This is a genomic window from Pseudoalteromonas sp. H71, assembly GCF_001468485.1.
Taxonomy (GTDB): domain Bacteria; phylum Pseudomonadota; class Gammaproteobacteria; order Enterobacterales; family Alteromonadaceae; genus Pseudoalteromonas.
On sequence record NZ_LODI01000045.1, the window covers coordinates 127,779 to 148,168 of the forward strand.

The 20,390-nt window shown below is 40.8% G+C and carries 19 protein-coding genes; 5 read left to right on the plus strand and 14 right to left on the minus strand.

Annotated features, from left to right (window positions below):
* Positions 1-10: 10 nt before the first annotated feature.
* From cydX to cydC, 3 genes are read left to right on the plus strand one after another with little or no spacing between them, the layout of a single operon-like run.
* Positions 11-175: a cytochrome bd-I oxidase subunit CydX gene (gene cydX, locus ATS71_RS15930; protein ID WP_006793620.1), complete on the plus strand. Its 165-nt coding sequence runs from the start codon at positions 11-13 to the stop codon at positions 173-175.
* Positions 165-1,952, plus strand: coding sequence for a thiol reductant ABC exporter subunit CydD (gene cydD, locus ATS71_RS15935; RefSeq protein WP_058405702.1), 1,788 nt, complete (start codon positions 165-167; stop codon positions 1,950-1,952). Before cydX ends, cydD begins: the two co-directional genes overlap by 11 nt.
* Positions 1,945-3,687, plus strand: a complete 1,743-nt coding sequence (gene cydC, locus ATS71_RS15940; RefSeq protein WP_058405703.1) for a thiol reductant ABC exporter subunit CydC — start codon at positions 1,945-1,947, stop codon at positions 3,685-3,687. Before cydD ends, cydC begins: the two co-directional genes overlap by 8 nt.
* Here cydC and ATS71_RS15945 read toward each other — a convergent pair.
* The 14 genes from ATS71_RS15945 to rpsB all read right to left on the minus strand — a co-directional run bounded on the left by ATS71_RS15945 (position 3,670) and on the right by rpsB (position 17,039).
* Entirely contained in the window at positions 3,670-4,062 is a 393-nt protein-coding gene (locus tag ATS71_RS15945) for a septal ring lytic transglycosylase RlpA family protein (protein WP_058405704.1), read from the minus strand. The two genes, cydC and ATS71_RS15945, sit on opposite strands and share 18 nt — an antisense overlap.
* A 152-nt stretch (positions 4,063-4,214) precedes the next feature.
* Positions 4,215-4,985 carry an acyl-ACP--UDP-N-acetylglucosamine O-acyltransferase gene (lpxA, locus tag ATS71_RS15950; RefSeq protein WP_058405705.1) on the minus strand — a complete coding sequence of 257 codons (771 nt, stop codon included), beginning with the start codon at positions 4,983-4,985 and terminating at the stop codon, positions 4,215-4,217.
* 2 nt (positions 4,986-4,987) lie between these two features.
* On the minus strand, positions 4,988-5,440 hold the full coding sequence (gene fabZ, locus ATS71_RS15955) for a 3-hydroxyacyl-ACP dehydratase FabZ (RefSeq protein ID WP_058405706.1): 453 nt from the start codon (positions 5,438-5,440) through the stop codon (positions 4,988-4,990).
* A 27-nt stretch (positions 5,441-5,467) separates the two neighbouring features.
* Positions 5,468-6,490 carry a UDP-3-O-(3-hydroxymyristoyl)glucosamine N-acyltransferase gene (gene lpxD / locus ATS71_RS15960; protein ID WP_058405707.1) on the minus strand — a complete coding sequence of 341 codons (1,023 nt, stop codon included), beginning with the start codon at positions 6,488-6,490 and terminating at the stop codon, positions 5,468-5,470.
* 7 nt (positions 6,491-6,497) lie between these two features.
* Positions 6,498-7,016, minus strand: a complete 519-nt coding sequence (locus tag ATS71_RS15965) for an OmpH family outer membrane protein (protein ID WP_006793627.1) — start codon at positions 7,014-7,016, stop codon at positions 6,498-6,500.
* A gap of 11 nt (positions 7,017-7,027) precedes the next feature.
* Positions 7,028-9,499, minus strand: a complete 2,472-nt coding sequence (bamA, locus tag ATS71_RS15970; protein WP_058405750.1) for an outer membrane protein assembly factor BamA — start codon at positions 9,497-9,499, stop codon at positions 7,028-7,030.
* Between the two features lie 96 nt (positions 9,500-9,595).
* Complete coding sequence (gene rseP, locus ATS71_RS15975) at positions 9,596-10,948, minus strand: sigma E protease regulator RseP (protein ID WP_058405708.1); 1,353 nt, start codon at positions 10,946-10,948, stop codon at positions 9,596-9,598.
* A 1-nt stretch (position 10,949) separates the two neighbouring features.
* Entirely contained in the window at positions 10,950-12,155 is a 1,206-nt protein-coding gene (gene ispC / locus ATS71_RS15980) for a 1-deoxy-D-xylulose-5-phosphate reductoisomerase (protein ID WP_058405751.1), read from the minus strand.
* Complete coding sequence (locus tag ATS71_RS15985) at positions 12,152-13,018, minus strand: phosphatidate cytidylyltransferase (protein ID WP_058405709.1); 867 nt, start codon at positions 13,016-13,018, stop codon at positions 12,152-12,154. Before ATS71_RS15985 ends, ispC begins: the two co-directional genes overlap by 4 nt.
* A 20-nt stretch (positions 13,019-13,038) precedes the next feature.
* Positions 13,039-13,818: an isoprenyl transferase gene (locus tag ATS71_RS15990; RefSeq protein WP_058405710.1), complete on the minus strand. Its 780-nt coding sequence runs from the start codon at positions 13,816-13,818 to the stop codon at positions 13,039-13,041.
* Positions 13,819-13,876: 58 nt separating this feature from the next.
* Positions 13,877-14,398, minus strand: coding sequence for a ribosome recycling factor (frr, locus tag ATS71_RS15995; protein WP_257903597.1), 522 nt, complete (start codon positions 14,396-14,398; stop codon positions 13,877-13,879).
* Between the two features lie 49 nt (positions 14,399-14,447).
* Positions 14,448-15,197 carry a UMP kinase gene (gene pyrH, locus ATS71_RS16000; protein ID WP_006793634.1) on the minus strand — a complete coding sequence of 250 codons (750 nt, stop codon included), beginning with the start codon at positions 15,195-15,197 and terminating at the stop codon, positions 14,448-14,450.
* A 157-nt stretch (positions 15,198-15,354) separates the two neighbouring features.
* On the minus strand, positions 15,355-16,206 hold the full coding sequence (gene tsf / locus ATS71_RS16005) for a translation elongation factor Ts (protein ID WP_006793635.1): 852 nt from the start codon (positions 16,204-16,206) through the stop codon (positions 15,355-15,357).
* 104 nt (positions 16,207-16,310) lie between these two features.
* Positions 16,311-17,039, minus strand: coding sequence for a 30S ribosomal protein S2 (rpsB, locus tag ATS71_RS16010; protein WP_058405712.1), 729 nt, complete (start codon positions 17,037-17,039; stop codon positions 16,311-16,313).
* Between the two features lie 272 nt (positions 17,040-17,311).
* Here rpsB and map point away from each other — a divergent pair, with 272 nt between their 5' ends.
* Together map and glnD are read left to right on the plus strand one after the other, a co-directional pair.
* Positions 17,312-18,097 (plus strand): type I methionyl aminopeptidase, encoded by a 786-nt coding sequence (gene map / locus ATS71_RS16015; protein ID WP_058405713.1) that lies wholly within the window; start codon positions 17,312-17,314, stop codon positions 18,095-18,097.
* 62 nt (positions 18,098-18,159) lie between these two features.
* Positions 18,160-20,390: [protein-PII] uridylyltransferase (gene glnD / locus ATS71_RS16020; protein ID WP_235591515.1), on the plus strand; the 2,231-nt coding region annotated here is incomplete at its 3' end.

A 20,390-nucleotide genomic window follows, 5' to 3' on the forward strand; every position in this document is an offset into this window, starting at 1 on the left:
AGACTAAACTATGTGGTATTTTGCTTGGATTTTAGGTGTACTTTTAGCCTGTACCTTAGGCGTAATAAATGTAATGTGGTATGAATTTCATCAAAATAAAAACAGCATTGCTGATGATGAACAACCGATGCATGATTTATTGAACGAGGCTAACTCGACCAACAATGACGACTAAACCCCGACCAAATCGCGCGCAGCAGCAAACACTGCGCGCTTTTTTAAAAACACAAAGTAAACCCGCCTCATTATGGTTAAAGCTCAGTATTGCGCTAGGTACTTTTAACGCCATTTTAATGATTACAGGTGCTTATTTACTTGCTCAAACTATTCATAATGTAATGTTTGAAGGTGAAAGCCTTGCTCAAGTAGCCCATTTACTTTGGCCACTTGCAGGCATTATTTTATTACGAGCAATTTTTTTAGCACTAAGTGAAAGGCTAAGCGCATTGGCTGCACTTAAAATCAAATCAGTTATGCGCCAAACACTTTTAACTAAATTAAGTTTACTGGGCCCTAGTTACATTGAGCAACACGGTCAAGGCGCAACCTTAAATACATTACACAATGGTGTAGAAGAACTTCACGACTATTACGCAAAGTATCTACCTGGTGTTGCTTACAGTGCCCTTATTCCACTGGCAATATTGGTTGTTATTTTTCCAACCGATTATAAAGCGGGATTAATATTTTTATTAACGGCCCCACTTATTCCCTTTTTTATGATTTTAGTCGGCTCTAAAGCAGAAGCTCTAAATCAAAAACGTTGGCAACAACTCGCAGTGCTTGGTAATTACTTTTTTGATCGAGTTCAGGGATTAACACAATTAAAACTGTTTAACGCAACGCAAACCGAATTAAAACAAATCGCTAAAATTTCTGATGACTTTAGACATACAACACTAGGCGTATTAAAAATTGCGTTTTTATCGTCTTTTGCTTTGGAGTTTTTAGCTACCATTAGTGTAGCCTTGGTGGCTGTTATTATTGGCTTTAGACTGTTTTTCGGCACCCTCGACTTTTCTACAGGCTTTGTAGTACTGCTTTTAGCCCCCGAATTTTACCTACCTTTACGCCAATTAGGGAGCCATTACCATGCCCGCTTGCAAGGTATTAGTGCTGCTGCGGACATGGTGACTATTTTAAATGCGCCTCTACCAAATAATGAGGCTGATTCTGTTGTAAATACAATCACAGGCTCTAGGCTAGATAAACTTAATTCTATAGATATTAAAAAGCTTAGTTATACGTACCCAAACAGTAATGAAGGAATACACGATATAACCCTAACATTACCAAAAAAAGGGTTAGTTGCAGTTGTGGGTAACAGTGGCTCTGGGAAAAGCACTTTATTTGACTGCCTATTAGGCTTTCATGCCCAAGTAATGCCCTGCATTTATATTAACGGATTGCCATTAACAGCAAACAATATTACCCAACTTCAGAGTCAGGTTGCGTGGATACCTCAAAATCCGACCTTATTTTACGATAGCATTAGTGCGAACATTTTATTAGCTAAACCTGATGCGACACAGCCCGAACTTGAGCAAGCGGCACACCAAGCAGGTGCGCTTGAATTTATAAACTCACTTCCACGTGGGTTCGATACGTTAATAGGTGAGCAAGGTGAAGGCCTCTCTGGCGGTCAAAAACAACGCATAGCACTAGCCCGTGCGTTTTTAAAAAATGCCCCTATTTTAATGCTTGATGAGCCAACAGCTCACCTTGATAGCCAAACAGAGCAACACATTCAACACGCCATTAATATGTACGCTAAGAACAATTTAGTACTGGTAATCGCACACAGATTAAATACTGTAAAACACGCCGACAATATTATTGTAATGGACCAAGGTAAGATCACTGAGCAAGGTAGCTTTGAAAAACTACGCACTCAGCATGGCGTGTTTTATAATTTGCTAAATGCCACTAAGCAAGGAGTGGCCCATGAATAACTTTATTAGATTGATAAAGCTCTGCCGCCCTCATTATAAAGCCATGTTACTCGGTACACTGTTAGCAACAATTACAGTACTTGCCAACGTTGGCCTACTGGCTATTTCTGGCTGGTTTTTGGCATCTATGGCAGCTGCAGGTATTGCTGGCGTGCAAATGAATTACTTTACACCCGCTGGCACAATACGTTTTTTAGCTATTGTAAGAACGGCTTCTCGTTATGCTGAGCGTTTAGTTACTCATAATGCGACTTTTTTATTGTTGAGTGAAATTCGCGTAAATATGTTCGCAACACTAAGTAAGCTAAACAATGTAGATTTAGCAATGAGCCGCAGCGCCGATTTAGTAAACCGCTTACAAAACGATGTTGACGTCCTAGATAAATTTTACTTAAACATCTTACTCCCTATGCTAGTAGCGCTATTAAGCGTACCAATTATTATGGTGTTTATGGCGGCCTACAATGCAAACGTTGCACTTATTTGTTTTACTGGCATTTTATTAATTGGTGTTGTTTTACCGGCTTTACTAAGTATTAAGTTAAACAAAAATAGCCATAAAGAAACGCAGCTAAGTGCTCAACTTAGAGCCGAACTTTCTGACACGCTAACAGGCCTTAGAGAACTGAGTATTTACCAAGCAGGTGACGATCAAATTTCAAAATGTAATAAATTGAATCAGCAGTACAATCAGCAACTTTATAATCGCCATAAAGCACTGGCAAATAGCGATGGCCTAAGCTTGCTCGTAGTGCAACTAGCCATGCTAGGCGCCATCGTTACTATTGTGCCGTTGGTATACACCGGTGCCATGGTAAATGTAGAACTTGCCATGCTAAGCCTATTTGTATTGGCAAGTTTTGAAAGCGTATTACTCCTGCCTAATGCATTTATTGAGTTACCTAATGTACTAAAAGCCGCAGAGCGACTATTTACACTTCAAGATAAAGTATCTACTCAGAGTAACAATCAAGTCGCTTTAATTGATACCCAATATGATAAAAATAATACCTCACTAACCCTTAATAACATTAGCTATAAATACGATGAGCATACTGCATTAACTAACGTTAGCTTTATCCTTAAAGCTCAGCAAAAAGTGGCTATTGTAGGTCGTAGTGGGAGTGGTAAAACCACGTTGGTTAATTTGCTAACTGGGTTATGGCCACTTCAGCAAGGCAGCATTACGTTGGGTGATCAAAATACCCCCCAAGAGCTGCACTCACTAAGCAATGACACCCGCGCAAGCGTTATAAATATATTAGCGCAGCAGCACCATATTTTTGACGGCACTCTGAGTGAAAATTTACGCTATGCTGCGCCAAATGCTACAAAAGATGAAATGCTAGAAGCAATTAAACTTGCAGAGTTAAAACCTTGGTTTGATGGTTTAAAAGCGGGTTTAAAAACACGTTTAGGTACTGGCGGGCGTAATGTATCTCAAGGGCAATCAAGGCGTATAGCGATAGCTCAGGCTTTATTACAAAACCCCGCTATTTTAGTACTTGATGAACCTACAGAAGGGCTAGATAACCATTCTAAGCAAACCGTAATGAACGCCATTATGCAGGTAATGAGTAACGTAAGCGTACTTACAATTACCCACGACCCTGCTCTTCTTAGCCAAATGAATAATGTTATATGGTTAGAGGATGGTAAAGTGATTGCACAAGGCTCTCATAAAGAGCTCAGTAGCGCTTATCCAGATTATGTAGCACTAACTACCCGGTTTTAATACACTGATTGATACATCGATAACGCCGACCTTAGGGTCGGCTATTTTTTTAAACATAGCTAATGATAAATCAATCACTCGCCCTCTTACGTAAGGCCCTCTGTCGTTTATTCTTACAATTACAGATTTGTTATTTGCCAAGTTAGTTACCTTTACTTTAGTACCAAAGGGTAAATCTAAATGCGCAGCTGTTTCTGCATTTTGGCTAAAAACCTCACCGTTTGCGGTTGTGCGGCCATGATATTTATTAGCGTAATAGGAAGCTTTACCTAACTGGCTGCGCTCGCCATCAGCTGAGGTAGCTACACGCTGACTGCTACACGCAGCTAAAATTGACAAAAAACTGAGGATAAAAATTAACTTAGTAAGAGACATAACTGCGCTTTAATTATAAAAATTCGCGCAAAGGTTAACCTTGCTTAGCTGAGTGTGTACTGAATTTATTTAAGAGAGCCATTTTGTAGGCAATAAAAAACCACCTGCAATTACTCTTAGGTGGTTTTTAATACTCAAAGCAAAGCTTGTAATTATCTTACAATGCCGCGCTCAGAGCTTTTTACAAAGTCTATCATGGTTTGCACTGCAGGGTACTTAGCAGCATCTTCACTTAGTGATGCAATTGCTTCGTCAACACCTAAACTCTTTCGATAAAACGCTTTATAAGCACGGCGTACTGCCATTATTTCATCGCTTTCAAAGCCACGGCGTTTCATACCTTCTTTATTGATTGCAGCAGGACCTGCTGGCATACCAATCGTGGTCACGAATGGCGGTACATCTTTATTTACGCCAGAGTACATGCCAATAAACGCATGCGCGCCAATTTTACAAAATTGATGAACACCTGAGTTACCACCTAATATAACCCAATCAGCAACATGAACGTGGCCTGCAACGCTGGCATTATTAGCAAAGATCACATTATCGCCAATCACAGCGTCATGTGCTACGTGTGTGTAAGCCATAAATAAATTGTTGCTACCAATTTTTGTTACACCTTGGTCCTGGATGGTACCACGGTGAATAGTCGCACATTCACGAATAACATTGTTGTCGCCAATGATTAATGTCGTTGGTTCGTTGTTGTATTTTTTGTCTTGGCAAGCTTCGCCTACAGACGCAAATTGAAAAATATGATTTCCAGAACCAATGGTCGAAGGTCCTTTGACAACAACGTGAGACTCAATAATACAGTTATCACCGATAACAACATCATTGCCTATATAACTATACGGACCAACTGAGACATTGTTGCCTAGTTTAGCGCCAGGTTCGATTATTGCTGTAGAATGGATCACTATTAAAACTCTCTTCTCGCACACATAATTTCGGCACTACATACTACTTTGCCGTCAACTTTAGCTTCAGCAGCAAACTTCCATATATTGCGGCGCTCTTTTAAAAACTCTACATGCAAATGCAATGTATCGCCAGGGACAACCGGTTGTTTAAAACGTGCGTTGTCTACTGCAGCAAATAAGTAAAGCTCATCTTCACTGCGATTTTCAACTGTTTTAAAACCAAGAAGACCAGTGGCTTGTGCCATTGCTTCTAATATTAGCACACCTGGGAAAATAGGCTGGTTTGGAAAATGCCCAGTAAAAATAGGCTCGTTTATAGATACATTTTTAATAGCATGCAATGACTTACCCGGGGTAAAGTCAATAACACGATCAATTAAAAGCATCGGGTAACGGTGCGGTAATAAAGCTAAGATTTCTTGAATATCAAGGCTATTTAATTCGTTTGCCAAAATAGCATCCTTTTATGTGTTCAACGTTTATGACTTAGCCAGTGCTTCAAGCGCTTTCAAACGAGACTTCATGTCTGACAGATTGCGCAAGTGAGCAATTGATTTACGCCATTCTTTGTTAGTTGTATGGGGCATACCTGATGAATAAATACCGGGTTCGGTGATTGATTTTGTCACCATGCTCATACCGGTAATTATAACACCATCACATACTGACATGTGACCATTAATTGCAGTCATACCACCAATTTGGCAGTTTTTACCTATGGTAACACTACCTGCAAGGACAGAGCAGCCAGCAATTGCTGTGCCTGATTTAACTTCAACGTTGTGTGCTATTTGACACTGGTTATCAATAATCACATTGCTATGGATAATTGTGTCATCGAGTGCGCCACGGTCAATTGTGGTACTTGCGCCCACTTCAACTTTGTCACCAATAATCACAGAGCCTAGCTGAGGAATTTTAACCCACTGCCCACGCTCATTTGCATAACCAAATCCGTCACTGCCAATAACACTATTTGACTGGAACAAACAATCTGCACCAATTTCAACATCGTGATAAATAGTCACACTCGGCCAAAGCTTTGTACCTGCACCTATTTTAACACGTTCTCCGATAAAACTGTTCGGACCAATTTGCGCCTTGTCACCAATGACTGCATCAGCTTCTATAACAGCATTTGCGCCTATAGCCGCACTTTTGCTTATATTTGCACTCGGATGAATCGTTGCACTTGGGTGAATGCCCGTAGAGGCTGAACGCGGTGTTGTATCCATAAATTGCGCAAGCTTTGCGTAACTGACATACGGATTTGAAACAATCACTTTATTACCATTAAAGTGCGCTGCATCAGCTTGGTTAACAATGACAGCACTGGCTTGAGTCGTTTCAAGTTGAACACGATATTTTGAGTTCGCTAAAAATGCAATATGCCCAGTACGGGCATTTGCAAGTGTCGCTATTTTTGTTATCTCTAAAGCGCCATCACCCTGAAGTTCGGCGCCTAGAAGTTCCGCAATTTGCGAAAGCGTATAATTTTGCATAGAGTGATTATTTCTTGCTAACAGCGGTTACTACTTTAGATGAAAGGTCTGTTACTTCTTTAGGGTTAAAGTAAATTGTTGTGTCTTTTACTTTAACTTCATCAAAGTCACCGTCTTTAGCAATCTCTTCAATTGTTTTAATAATTAAGCCCTGAACTTTTGCAAGCTCTTGGTTTTGACGTGCTTTGATTTCTTGCTCTAAAGGACGACCTACTTCAGCAAGGTTTTTTTGCATACCTTGAATTTTATCACGTAGTGCATCTTTTTGAGCTTGGCTCATCGTTGTGCTCTCACGCTTAAATTTTTCTGCTTCAAAGCGAATATCACCTTGTAACTTTTCAAGCTCTTGACGACGCTCAGCAAACTCACTTTGTAGTGACTGCTCAATTTTAGCCATTTGAGGAATTTGCTTGTAGATTTCTTGCATATCTACTACACCTACTTTATGTGCAAGTGCACTAGCAGAAGTACCCATCATTAACGTTGCTAAAACAGCTACTGCCGTTGATTTAAATAATTTAGTCATAAAAAACTCCTTTAGAAAGTGTTACTAATATTAAAACTGATGGTCTTCGTATCGTCATCTTCTTCTTTTTGCAATGGATACGCAAAACTAATCAGCATAGGACCCATTGGAGAGATCCACTGTAATGATAAACCGGTCGATACTCTAAAGCGCATAGGATCTGAATAATCATCCAGCTTATTGCGTTGGTCTACGAGTAAGTTTTGATAGCGGTCTACGCTAAACTCTGTGTCCCATACGTTTGCAGCATCAACAAAGAAGCTGGTACGCACTGAACTTGTATTTTCTTCATCTAAAAACGGTGTAGGAACAATTAACTCCATGCCTGCCACCGCTTTGGCGTTACCACCAATTCGACCTTGTGGTATTAACTGATCGAATTCCGACGCACTATTGATAGGACCTGAAGTAGAACCATCTGGATTTAGTGTCCCAGGAATAGTTGTTGCAATACGTGATACAGCTTGTGGCAATATCGTATTACGGTCAAAACCACGTAGTTCCATTTCAGTTATACGGAAGAACTCTTGGAACGGAAGCGTTTGATCGTATCCATTCGTTGACCCATAACCGTTACCGTAACCGAGCGCAGCACGTGCCGAGAACACCCAGCGATGGTCGTTAGATATTGGCCAGTAAAAACGTGAGTCGTAATTAAGCTTGAAATAGGTCAAGTCTGAGTTTGGTGTCGTCCCCGTTAAGTTTAACGTTTGGCGCGAACCTGCTGTTGGGAATAAACCACGGTTAACCGTAATACGTGACCAACCAACACTTAACTCATATTTAGTAAAATCAAAGCCTGCGTCTGGGTTTTCAGGGTCAAAGAATGTCTCACGTAATACGCGCGTTTGCTCGTACTCAGCAATATCTGACAGCTCTTCTTTTATCCAACGAACACCAAAATTAACTCGGTTTATTGCATCAATCGGAAAACCAATATTTGTACCTAAACCATAACTTTTTGATTTGTAATCTACAAGACTAAACTTACTTGCGTCGTAGTTTCGGTAAAAAATACTGCTGCCTTGCGATACGCCATCAGGCGTAAAGTAAGGGTCTGTGTACGATAAACTGATACTTTCAGAGCCAGTAGACGTATTTAAATTTAAACCAATTTGGTTACCTGTACCTAAAAAGTTAGATTCAGTTACACCAATATTAAATTGCAGACCTAGGTATGAACCATAAGCAAGGCCTGCATTAAAACTACCGGCTGACTGTTCTTTTACAGTGAAATCTACGTCAACTTGGTCGTCTACACCTGGCACGGGCACTACATTAAAATCAACAGTTTCCATGTACGGTAAACGTTGAATCTGTAGTTTTGAACGCTCAAGATTTTGGTTTGATAACCATGCACCTTCTAGTTGCGTCATTTCACGGCGCAATACTTCATCTGCGGTGTTTTGGTTACCACCAACAATTATACGGCGAACGTAAACACGCTTACCTGGGTTAACAGATAAAGTTAACTGAACTTCTTGCTTTTCGTCGTCAATTTCAGGAATTGTACGCACTTCAGCATTTGCATAACCAAAACGTGCTAAATAACTTTTAATGAACTCTTCTGACGATGTAACAACAGAGCCATTGTAAAGCTCACCAGCTCTCAGTGGGATAACGCTTTTGATTAAATCTTCTCGACCGAGTAAGTCACCAATAAAATCAAAGCCTTTAACCTTATACTTCACGCCTTCGGTAAGGTTAGCCGTTACATATACAGACTCACGCTCTGGACTTACCGATACCTGAGTCGAATCGATATTAAAACGTAAATAACCACGGTCTAAATAAAAGCTGCGAATTTTTTCTAAATCGCCTTCAATAGTTTGTTTTTGGTAGCGATCGCTGCCCATAAACTGCCACCAAGGTAAATCTTGCTGAGACTCGGCAAGTTTTAGTAATTCTTCATTAGAAAAAAGCTCATTACCCACTAAGTTAATTTGACGGATAGACGCAGCATCACCTTCGTCAAACTCCAATTTAAGTTTAACGCGGTTACGTGGCAATTTAGTAACACTAATATCAACCGTTGCATTGTATTTACCAATACTATGAAAAAACTCTACTAAGCCTTTTTCAATGTTGTCTATTACGGTTTTATCAAGTGGTTCACCTTGGCGGATATCTTGCTGATCAAGCGACTCATTAAGTTGCTCATCTTTAATATCTTTATTACCTTCAAACTCAATAAAGCTAATGGTTGGACGCTCGGTTACTTTAAAAATAACGTTGTTTCCATCACGCAATGCTTTGATGTTGTCGAAGTGGCCAGAACGATAAAGTGACTTTATTGTTTTTGAAATTGTGTAGTCATCTACATTATCGCCTACGTTAATAGGAATATGAGTTAATGCAGCACCCAGTGCTACGCGTTGTAAGCCTTCAACTTTCAAGTCTTCAACAATAAAGGAAGTTTGGCCTAGGGCGGCAAAGCTTGCACCCAATAAACTTGAAACTGCCAAATGTTTTTTTATAGCCATTTTATTATCTTTATCCTTTACAACTGTATTACCGCTCAACACCTAAATTACTAGTGCTTTACAATCGTGTTCTAATTAATAAATGTTACGCGTTAACTACAAACGCGATACATCATTGAACAAAGCGAAACATGTTAGAAAAATGAGTAGTAACGCCCCCACTTTAAAACCAAATTCTTGTGTCTTTTCAGAGACCGGCTTTTTACGAAAAAGTTCAATTATGTAATACATTAAGTGTCCACCATCAAGCACTGGCAGGGGTAATAAATTAAATACACCCAAGTTAACGCTTATTAGGGCTAAAAAGCTTAAAAAGGCAACTAAACCATAGCTTACGCTAGTCCCTGCTCCCACTGCAATACCAACAGGACCACTTAAATTTTTAACCGAAACCTGACCCGTAATTAAATTACCAATCATGTCAAAGCTCAGCGTAATTAATCGCCACGTTTCTTTTGTACCGCGAACAATACTATCAAGCGGTCCAAAACTTCGGGATTGTACATACCCCTCAGGCCATTGCTGCACAACAGGCGCTACACCTAAAAAGCCTTGTTCAATACCATTGTTGCCAACACGCCCTTGAGGCGTCACTGTTATGGTTTTTATACTATCTTGTCTTTTTACACTAAATTGTAAAGATTTGTTAGCCGATTGCGTAATTACATTAACTAATTGCGGCCAATTGCTTATAGTTTCACCGTTTACAGCCAAAATAGTATCGTTAACTTGCAAATTGGCTTGTTCCGCTGCCGAATTTTTAGTCACTGCGGCAACCGTTAATGTGGCTTGCGGGCGAAATGGTACAATGCCCAAAGAGGTTAGTGGAGGAACATCTTGTTGATCAAGCTTCCAACCATCAATGTTGAGTGTTTTAACGCGTGTTTGTAAGTTTTCATCGCGAACTGTAACTTCTACGCGTTGTTCACCTAATCGCGACATAAAAGCAAACGTCGCATCTTGCCAAGTGGTTATATTATCATCACCTATTTTAATAATATGTTGGCTTGGCGTAAGGCCGGCTTGCTCTGCCCGGCTTCCCTCAGTAATGCTGCCAACTACCGGTTTAACCGATTGCACCCCCACCATGTACATCACCGCTAACGCAAAAATAGCAAACAAAAAATTTGCCATAGGCCCAGCTGCAACAATAGCAATTCGTGCTTGTACCGACTTTGAGTTAAAAGATAGATGCCGCTGATTTGGTGGAACATCGTCCACACGCTCATCAAGCATTTTTACATAACCACCAAGTGGGATTGCAGCTATGACATATTCAGTGTTGTATTTGTCGTGCCATTTGATTAAGGGCTTACCAAAACCAATAGAAAAGCGAAGTACTTTAACCCCCGCTTTTCGTGCTACCCAAAAATGACCATACTCATGAACAGTAACTAAAATACCCAAAGCTAAAATAAATGATCCAAGATTCCAAATAAAATCAAACATATTAATGAGCCACTTTATTTATAAACTGAGCAGCGCTAGCACGCGCAAGCTTATCGCATTGTAATATTTCATCTAAACTCTGCACGTTAATGCATTGAGCCGATTCTAGAGTTTGTGCATTTATTTTGTAGATATCTGTAAAACCAATTTCACCTTTTAAAAATGCAGCGACAGCCATTTCATTTGCGGCATTAACGGTCGTCGTAGCGCCCTGTCCCGCCGAGCAAGCATCAATAGCAAGCTGCAAGTTAGGGTAACGGGTAAAGTCCGGTTTGGTGAACGAAAAATCACAAATATCTGAAAAGTTAAGCGGTTTAACACCTGCGTCAATTCGTTTTGGGAACGCCAATGCATGGGCAATAGGCGTGCGCATGTCGGGATTACCCATTTGCGCTAAAATTGAGCCATCATGGTACTGAACCATTGAGTGAATAATGCTTTGAGGATGAATAACAACATCAATGTCATCGCTGTTACAGTTAAACAGCCACTTGGCTTCAATAAACTCCAACCCTTTATTCATCATAGTTGCAGAATCTACTGAGATTTTTTGCCCCATAGACCAATTAGGGTGCGCGACGGCTTCGCTTACGGTTACCTCTTTTAAGGTATTGATATCACGCGTTAAAAATGGCCCACCTGAACCGGTAAGTAAAATTTTACTGACACCATTATCTTGCAGGTTCTTATCGCTTTGCGCATTCTGTATTGAGTGAGGCAAACATTGAAAAATAGCGTTATGTTCGCTATCAATTGGCAGCAAAGTGGCTTTGTGCCTTACAACTTTATCAATAAACAATTGACCCGACATAACCAGCGACTCTTTGTTCGCGAGAAGAACTTTCTTGCCGGCTTCTACTGCACTAAGCGTGGGTAACAATCCTGCGGCTCCAACAATGGCAGACATAACAATGTCTACTTCAGGATGCGCACATAAATCACTCATTGCCTGTTGTGAGTGCATAATCAGCGTTTGACACGCTGTGCCCTTTAAATGCAGTGATAGCTCTTCTGCGGCGGTTTGCGTTGCCATAACGGCATAAAGGGGCGAATGCTTTATGCAAAGCTCAGCCATTTTTTTTGCATTTTGTCCCGCTGTTAAAGCAAATACACCAAATAAATCACTGTTTTTTGCTACAACATCAAGTGTACTTAAACCAATTGACCCCGTAGCACCTAAAATAACTAGCTGCTGCTTATGACTCATAAACTTAAGGTCCATGCATAACACATTACAAACATTGGCGCTGCCGCTGTTAAGCTATCAATACGGTCTAAAATACCGCCATGTCCAGGTAAACATTTTCCACTGTCTTTAAGGCCAGCTTCACGTTTAAACATACTTTCTAATAAATCGCCAACTGCCGAAAATAACGCTATAAATGCAGTCATAATGGCATAAATTGGCCACACAGCTAAATCAACATCGGTAAAATGGCAAAACGCCATAACAAATAAGATTGACGCAACGATGCCACCAGCAAGGCCTTCAATCGTTTTATTTGGGCTTACTTTTGGCATTAGCTTGTGTTTGCCAAAGCTTTTACCAGTGAAATAGGCACCAATATCTGCGCTCCACACAATACCAAGTACCACAAGTATCAGCATAGAACCAAAATGTGTAGACTCAGCATATTGCGCACTTCGAAGCGTATTGAGCGCAAGCCACAGTGGCACTAAAGTTAGTAGCCCGGCAATACCACGCATTACCAGCCCTTCATTCCACGCTTTGGCCATCGCCGGATAACGCCAAATTAAATAACTAGCAACAATCCACCATGCAAACGCTAGGGTGAATAAATAATTAGCGTCACCCACTAACTGGCCGTTTTGCCAAAGCGATTCTATCGGCCAATGTAAATTAAGCACCGCCAGTAATGCAGCAATTAGCGCAACAAAGACGCCTCTTTTGATTTTGTCGCAAAGCCCCATAAAAGCAGACCATTCCCAAGCGCCCATTAAAACAATGGCGCCTGCAAAGTAACTAAATAACGTCAGTGGTGTATAAAAAACCAAGGCTAGCGCTGCAGGTGCTAACACTAGCGAGGTTAAAATGCGTTGTTTTAACAAAATTGTGACCCTTAATCTATTTAGGTTTGAGCGAGTAATTGTTTTATTTGTTCGCCCGTACAACCAAATCGTCGCTCTCTGGCAACGTAACACGCAATGGCCTCAGCAAATGCTGCTTCATTAAAATCAGGCCAAAGTGTTTCGGTAAAATAAAGTTCTGCGTAAGCTGCCTGCCATAGTAAAAAGTTACTAATGCGAACATCACCCCCCGTTCGAATAAGTAAATCGGGTTCAGGTTGATCGGCCATGCTCATATGCTGCGCAATACGCTCTTCAGTAATATCTTGTGCGTCAATGTCACCACTTGCAACTTGCACTGCAAGTTGTTTAGCTGCGTTTGCCATATCCCAACGGCCGCCATAATTGGCTGCCACATTTAAACACAACCCTGTGTTATTTTCTGTCAGTTGCTGTGCACTATGTACTTTGTTTTGCAACCCTTCAGAAAATCGAGATAAGTCTCCAATGATGGTTAGTTTTACATTGTTTTTATGAAGCTTTTTAACCTCTTTTGTTAATACAAACAAAAATAGCTCCATTAACGTGTTTACTTCGTCTTCAGGACGGCGCCAGTTTTCACTACTAAATGCAAATAAGGTTAACGACTGAACGCCTAATTTAGTACAAAACTGAACAGATTGACGAACTGCGTCCACGCCTTTTTTATGCCCGTACACACGAGGCCTATTTCTAGCTTGCGCCCAACGTCCGTTCCCGTCCATGATGATAGCAACATGCTTAGGTAAACATTGTTGTGAAATTGTATCAGCGTTTAAAGCCATAAATATCGAGTATTCCATAAAAAAACGCCGCCTAGTATAACCCAGACGGCGTTTCAAAACTAATAAAATTAGCTGTTTAGATTTCCATCAATTCAGCTTCTTTCGCTGTTAATTGCGTATCCATTTCTTTGATAAATTTATCTGTTAACTTTTGAATTGCATCTTCACCTTGGCGCGCTTCGTCTTCAGAAATGTCTTTATCTTTTAATAGTGTTTTAATGTCACCATTAGCATCACGACGAATATTACGAACGGCAACACGGCCGCCTTCTACTTCGCCACGTACAATTTTAATTAAATCTTTACGACGCTCTTCTGTAAGAGGAGGAAGTGGCACACGGATAACTGTACCCGCTGACATAGGGTTTAAACCTAAGTCAGAAGCCATAATCGCTTTTTCCACGGCTTGTGCTAATGACTTATCAAAAACACCAATAGCAAGCGTACGTGAATCTTCAATTGTTACATTTGCAACTTGATTTAACGGTGTAGGAGCACCGTAGTAAGACACCATAATACCATCTAAAATTGCAGGGTGAGCACGGCCAGTACGAATTTTAGAAAGTTGGCTACCTAGTGCTGCTACACTCTTTTGCATGCGCGCTTGCGCATCTTTTTGAATATCGTTAATCACGGTTCAATCCTAATTATTTGATTACTTCATCTGAGGCTTGTGAAGAGATAAGTGTTCCTTCTTCTTCACCCATAATTACGCGTTTTAACGCGCCTGATTTATTCATGTTAAATACGCTCAATGGCATATTATGATCGCGGGCTAAAGTAAAGGCCGCTAAATCCATAACTTTTAATTCTTTATCAATAATTTCATTGTAGCTTAAATGACGGTAAAGCGTCGCCTCTGGGTTTTTCACAGGATCGTCACTAAATACACCATCAACCTTCGTTGCTTTAATTACTGTATCAGCTTCAATTTCAATACCACGTAAACACGCAGCAGAATCTGTAGTGAAAAACGGGTTACCCGTACCCGCTGCAAAAATAACAACGCGGCCAGTTTTTAATAAGCTTATTGCTTCAGCCCAGTTGTACGCATCACATACACCATTAAGTGGAATAGCTGACATTAATCGGCAATTTACAAATGCACGATGCAGCGCATCACGCATTGCAAGGCCATTCATTACCGTTGCCAGCATACCCATGTGGTCACCAACAACTCGGTTCATACCAGCCTCAGCTAATGACCCGCCGCGTAAAAAATTACCGCCGCCAATAACTAAACCCACTTCTACGTCGAGCTCTACTAACTCTTTAATTTCTTGTGCCATACGGTCTAAAACTTTAGGGTCGATGCCGAAGCCTTCGTCTCCCATTAAAGCTTCACCACTTAATTTGAGAAGAACACGTCTAAAAATAGGTTTGCGATTGATAGTCATAGTTTTGGGGCCAACTTTTATTGAATTATGGATAAAAAATAACCGCGCTTATGTTAAACATAAAAGCGCGGTTATTTTAAAGAATTTCTAAGCGTGAAGCAAAAGCAAATAGTACTTTAATTGCATCTAATTTCCTTATACTTCACGTTAGTCAATCTTACTCACCTTTAGCAGCAGCAATTTGAGCAGCAACTTCAGCAGCAAAATCTTCTTCTTTCTTCTCGATACCTTCACCAACTTCTACACGTACAAAGCCAGTAACTGTTGCGTTTTTCTCTTTAAGAACATCGCCAACAGATTTTTTAGGTTCCATGATGAAAGCTTGACCAGTAAGAGAAACCTCACCAGTAAACTTCTTCATGCGACCAACAACCATTTTTTCAGCGATTTCAGCAGGCTTGCCTTCGTTCATCGCGATATCGATTTGAACTTGCTTCTCTTTTTCTACAACATCAGCAGGAACATCAGCAGGTGTTAAGTACTCAGGGCTTGAAGCAGCAACGTGCATTGCAACGTGCTTAAGTGTTTCTTCATCAGCAACACCAGCAACAACAACACCAATACGCTCACCGTGACGGTACTCAACTAGGTTTTCACCAGCGATGTACTGTAGGCGACGTACGTTGATGTTTTCGCCAATTTTAGTTACTAGCTCAACACGGTCTTCTTCAAACTTAGCTTGTAAGTCTTCGATAGAGATTGTTTCAGCAATTGCAGCGTCAGCAACTTTGTTAGCAAATGCTAAGAAGCTTACGTCTTTTGCAACGAAGTCTGTTTGACAGTTAACTTCAACAAGTACAGCAACACCCGCATTTTGCTTGATGATGATAGTACCTTCAGCAGCAATGTTACCTGCTTTTTTAGCAGCCTTTGCAGCACCGCTCTTACGCATATTTTCAATCGCTAACTCGATGTCACCATCAGTCTCAGTTAACGCTTTTTTACAATCCATCATGCCAGCGCCTGTACGCTCGCGTAATTCTTTAACTAGGGCAGTAGTTACAGCCATTAGTAAATCCTCAAATCTGAAATCTGGTTTAGATAAGCGGGTTACCCGCTCTACAAGAATAGCAAGTCTTCACCCTAATAAGATGAAGACTTGATGACAGCTAATTACTCAGCTTCAACGAAATCGTCATTCTCAGCTTGAGCAACGATGTTATTCTCGCGACCTTCAGTGATAGCAGCTGCAACAGCGCTAGTGTAAAGGGTTACAGCACGGATAGCATCATCGTTACCAGGAACGATGAAATCAACGCCGTCTGGATTAGAGTTAGTATCTACGATTGCAACAACAGGAATACCTAGGTTGTTAGCTTCACGGATAGCAATGTGCTCGTGGTCAGCATCGATAACAAAGATCGCGTCTGGAAGACCGCCCATGTTTTTGATACCACCAAGGCTCTTTTCAAGCTTTTCCATTTCGCGGTTAAGCATTAACGTTTCTTTCTTAGTTAATTTCTCGAAAGTACCGTCTTGGCTTTGGATTTCAAGGTCTTTAAGACGCTTGATTGATTGACGTACTGTTTTCCAGTTAGTCAACATGCCACCTAACCAGCGGTGGTTAACGTAAAACTGATCGCTCGCGATAGCAGCTTCTTTTACTGCGTCGCTTGCTGCGCGCTTAGTACCAACGAAAAGAACTTTACCTTTGTTTGCAGCAGCGCCAGTTAAAAACTTAAGTGCGTTGTTGAACATTGGTACAGTTTGCTCAAGGTTGATGATATGTACACGGTTACGAGTGCCGAAGATGAAAGGCTTCATCTTAGGGTTCCAGTAACGTGCTTGGTGACCAAAGTGAACACCAGCTTGAAGCATGTCGCGCATTGAAACGTTTGCCATTTTATAGATCCTCTATAGTTGTTTAGGGTTAGGCCTCCACATATCCCATAGCACCAACACCGAAGTATTTAAACTTCTAATGCACCCAAGTGTATGTGACGATACGTGTGTGTGTTAAAATCAAATTGTGTTTGCCTTAAATACAAAAAATCATTTAAGAATTTATTTGTAAAAAGACGGCGCGCTTTATACCATATTAAAATTAAATACTCAACATCGCGTGCAAAAATTATGCAGCGATAAAATGTTAAAAACGCAACTTTGGAGCCTCAATGAGCGCTATTATCAAGACCCCTGAAGAAATAGAGAAAATGCGCGTAGCTGGTCGCTTAGCAGCAGAAGTACTTGAAATGATCGGCCCACATGTCGTGCCGGGGATCACCACTGATGAGCTAAATACACTTTGTCATGATTATATTGTTAACGAGCAAAAAGCAGTTCCTGCCCCGTTAAATTATCACGGTTTTCCAAAATCAATTTGCACCTCTGTTAACCATGTAATTTGTCATGGTATTCCTAACGACAAACCGTTAAAAGAAGGTGACAGCGTAAATATAGACATCACCGTTATTAAAGATGGCTATCACGGTGATACATCTAAAATGTTTCACGTAGGTAAACCTAATATTCAAGGTAAACGTCTCGCAGAAGTCACCCAAGAGAGCTTATACCTTGCCATTAAAATGGTAAAACCGGGTGTACGTTTAGGTGACATTGGCGAAGCAATTCAAAAATACGCAGAGAGCTTTAACTACTCAATCGTACGTGAATACTGTGGCCACGGTATTGGTAGCGAATTTCACGAAGAACCACAAGTAATGCATTACGGTAAAGCTGGTACAGGTGAAACATTAAAAGCCGGTATGTGTTTGACCATTGAGCCAATGGTTAATGCGGGTAAACGTCAATGTAAACTACTTAAAGACGATTGGACTGTTGTTACACGTGACCGCAGCTTGTCTGCACAGTGGGAACACACGTTATTAGTGACTGAAAATGGTGTTGAAATTTTAACGCTACGATCAGATGATACTATCGACAGGATTATCGAACACTAATAAACCGACGCAGTTGATAGTACGTTTATCAATGTGGAAGGTTCAATGAGGAGCCAGCCCACGTGGCATTACCCAACAAAGTAAAAAAGTTGCTTAGCGATGCTGAGCAACTGAGTGACTATCGCGATTGTTCTAGCTATTTTTATAAATGGTTACATAACGAGTTTTCAAAGCAACCGGTTGGTAATTTAATTAATGCCCGGGCTGAGTTTATCGACCGCCTGTTGATCAAGTTATTTCATGTTTATGACTTATCTCATGAACCTGATCTAGCATTGATTGCCGTGGGCGGTTATGGACGCGGTGAGCTCCATCCTTATTCAGATATTGACTTTTTGTTGCTTGTTACTGAGCAACCAAGTGAAAGTGTATGTGAAAAAATAGGTCAATTTGTGACTATGCTGTGGGATCTCAACTTAGAAATTGGCCACAGCGTGCGCACTATTGATCAAGCAATAGAGCAAAAACGTGAAGACGTAACCTTTGCCACCAGCCTACTGGAAAGCCGTCTTATTTTTGGTAACCATATTGAGTTCGAAAAGCTTAAAAACTTTATACTCGAAACGCCAGTGTGGGGCTCTAATGACTTTTTTGAAGCCAAGGTACAAGAGCAAAACCTGCGTCACCGTAAATGCCATGGTACAGCTTACAACCTAGAACCAAACATAAAAGAAAACCCAGGTGGTCTTCGCGATTTACAAACTATTATTTGGGTAGCCAAAAAACACTTTAGAGCCGAAACACTTCAAGAGCTTATAAATCATGGCTACTTAACCCATGAAGAGTTTCAAGAGCTATCAGAGTGCCTAGAAAACCTGTGGAATATTCGTTTTGCATTACACTTGGCTGCCGGACGCTCAGAAAACCGTTTACTGTTTGATCATCAACCCCTGGCCGCAGAAATACTTGGCTTTGGTAGCGATGGTAAAGCGTCGGTTGAGCGAATGATGAAGCGCTTATTTCGTATCATGAGCCGTGTACGCGAACTCAATCAAATGCTGCTTTCGTATTTTGAGCAAAGCATTTCACCACTGAGCAGCGAAGCAGTCGTTGAAGTACTCGACAGAAACTTTGAGCGAGTTGGTCATCAAATTCGTGTAAAAGACCCATCTGTCTTTTTTAGACGCGACCAGCTTTTTGTTCTGTTTGAGCACATTGCAGAAAATCCAGAAATAACCCACATTTACCCAAGCACCATTCGAACTATTCGCCAAGTGCGCCGTCGTTTACTAGGTGACCTGCAAGATTACGCAGCCTGTCGTGAAGCCTTTTTACGTCTGGTAAAACACCCTAACGGTATGGGCCGTGCATTTACTCTCATGCACAAACACGGCATGCTTGCAGCTTACTTACCGCAATGGCGTAATATATTTGGACAAATGCAGTTTGACTTATTTCATGCCTACACGGTAGATGAGCACACCCACAAATTAATCAATAATATTTACCAATATTTTGATAAAACGGGCGTGAGTGAGTTTCCAATTTGTAGTGAAATAGTTACCCGTATGGATAAACCTGAGCTTTTATATTTAGCCGGTATTTTTCATGATATTGCAAAAGGCCGTGGAGGCGATCATTCAGAGCTTGGCTCTGTTGATGCCATTGCATTTGCTAAATTACATGGCTTCCCATCATCCGATGGCAAGCTTATAGCATGGCTTGTTGGTAATCACTTACTTATGTCTGTAACTGCACAGCGTAAAGATATAAACGACCCGGGTGTAATTAAAGACTTTGCAACACGTGTAAAAACAGAGCGTCAACTCGACTACCTTTATTGTTTGACCGTGGCAGATATTCGTGCCACTAACGACAACCTATGGAACGATTGGAAAAACACCCTACTACGCGAACTTTATTTGCACACACAACGTGCATTGCGTCTAGGCCTTGAAAACCCAATGGACCAACGCGACCAAATCCGTGATAAAAAGCACCAAGCAAAGCAGCGCTTACTTAACTTAGGGTACCTTGAAGAAAAAATTGACCTAATTTGGAGCCGCTTTAAAGCAAACTACTTTACTGCATTTAGCGAGCAACAAATATCGTGGCAAACCGAGCATTTATTAAATAGCACCGATTTAAGTCAACCGAGTGTAATTGTGTCGAATGCGCCGATGCACGGTGGCACACAAGTTTTTGTTTATAGTCCCTACTCAGGTGCGCTATTCGCTCGCTTAGTAAATATTATTGGTACTAAAAAAGCACAAATCCAACATGCACAAGTACTCACCACTAAAGATGGTTACGTACTATTTAGTTTTGTAATTCTTGAAGTGAGTGGCGACCC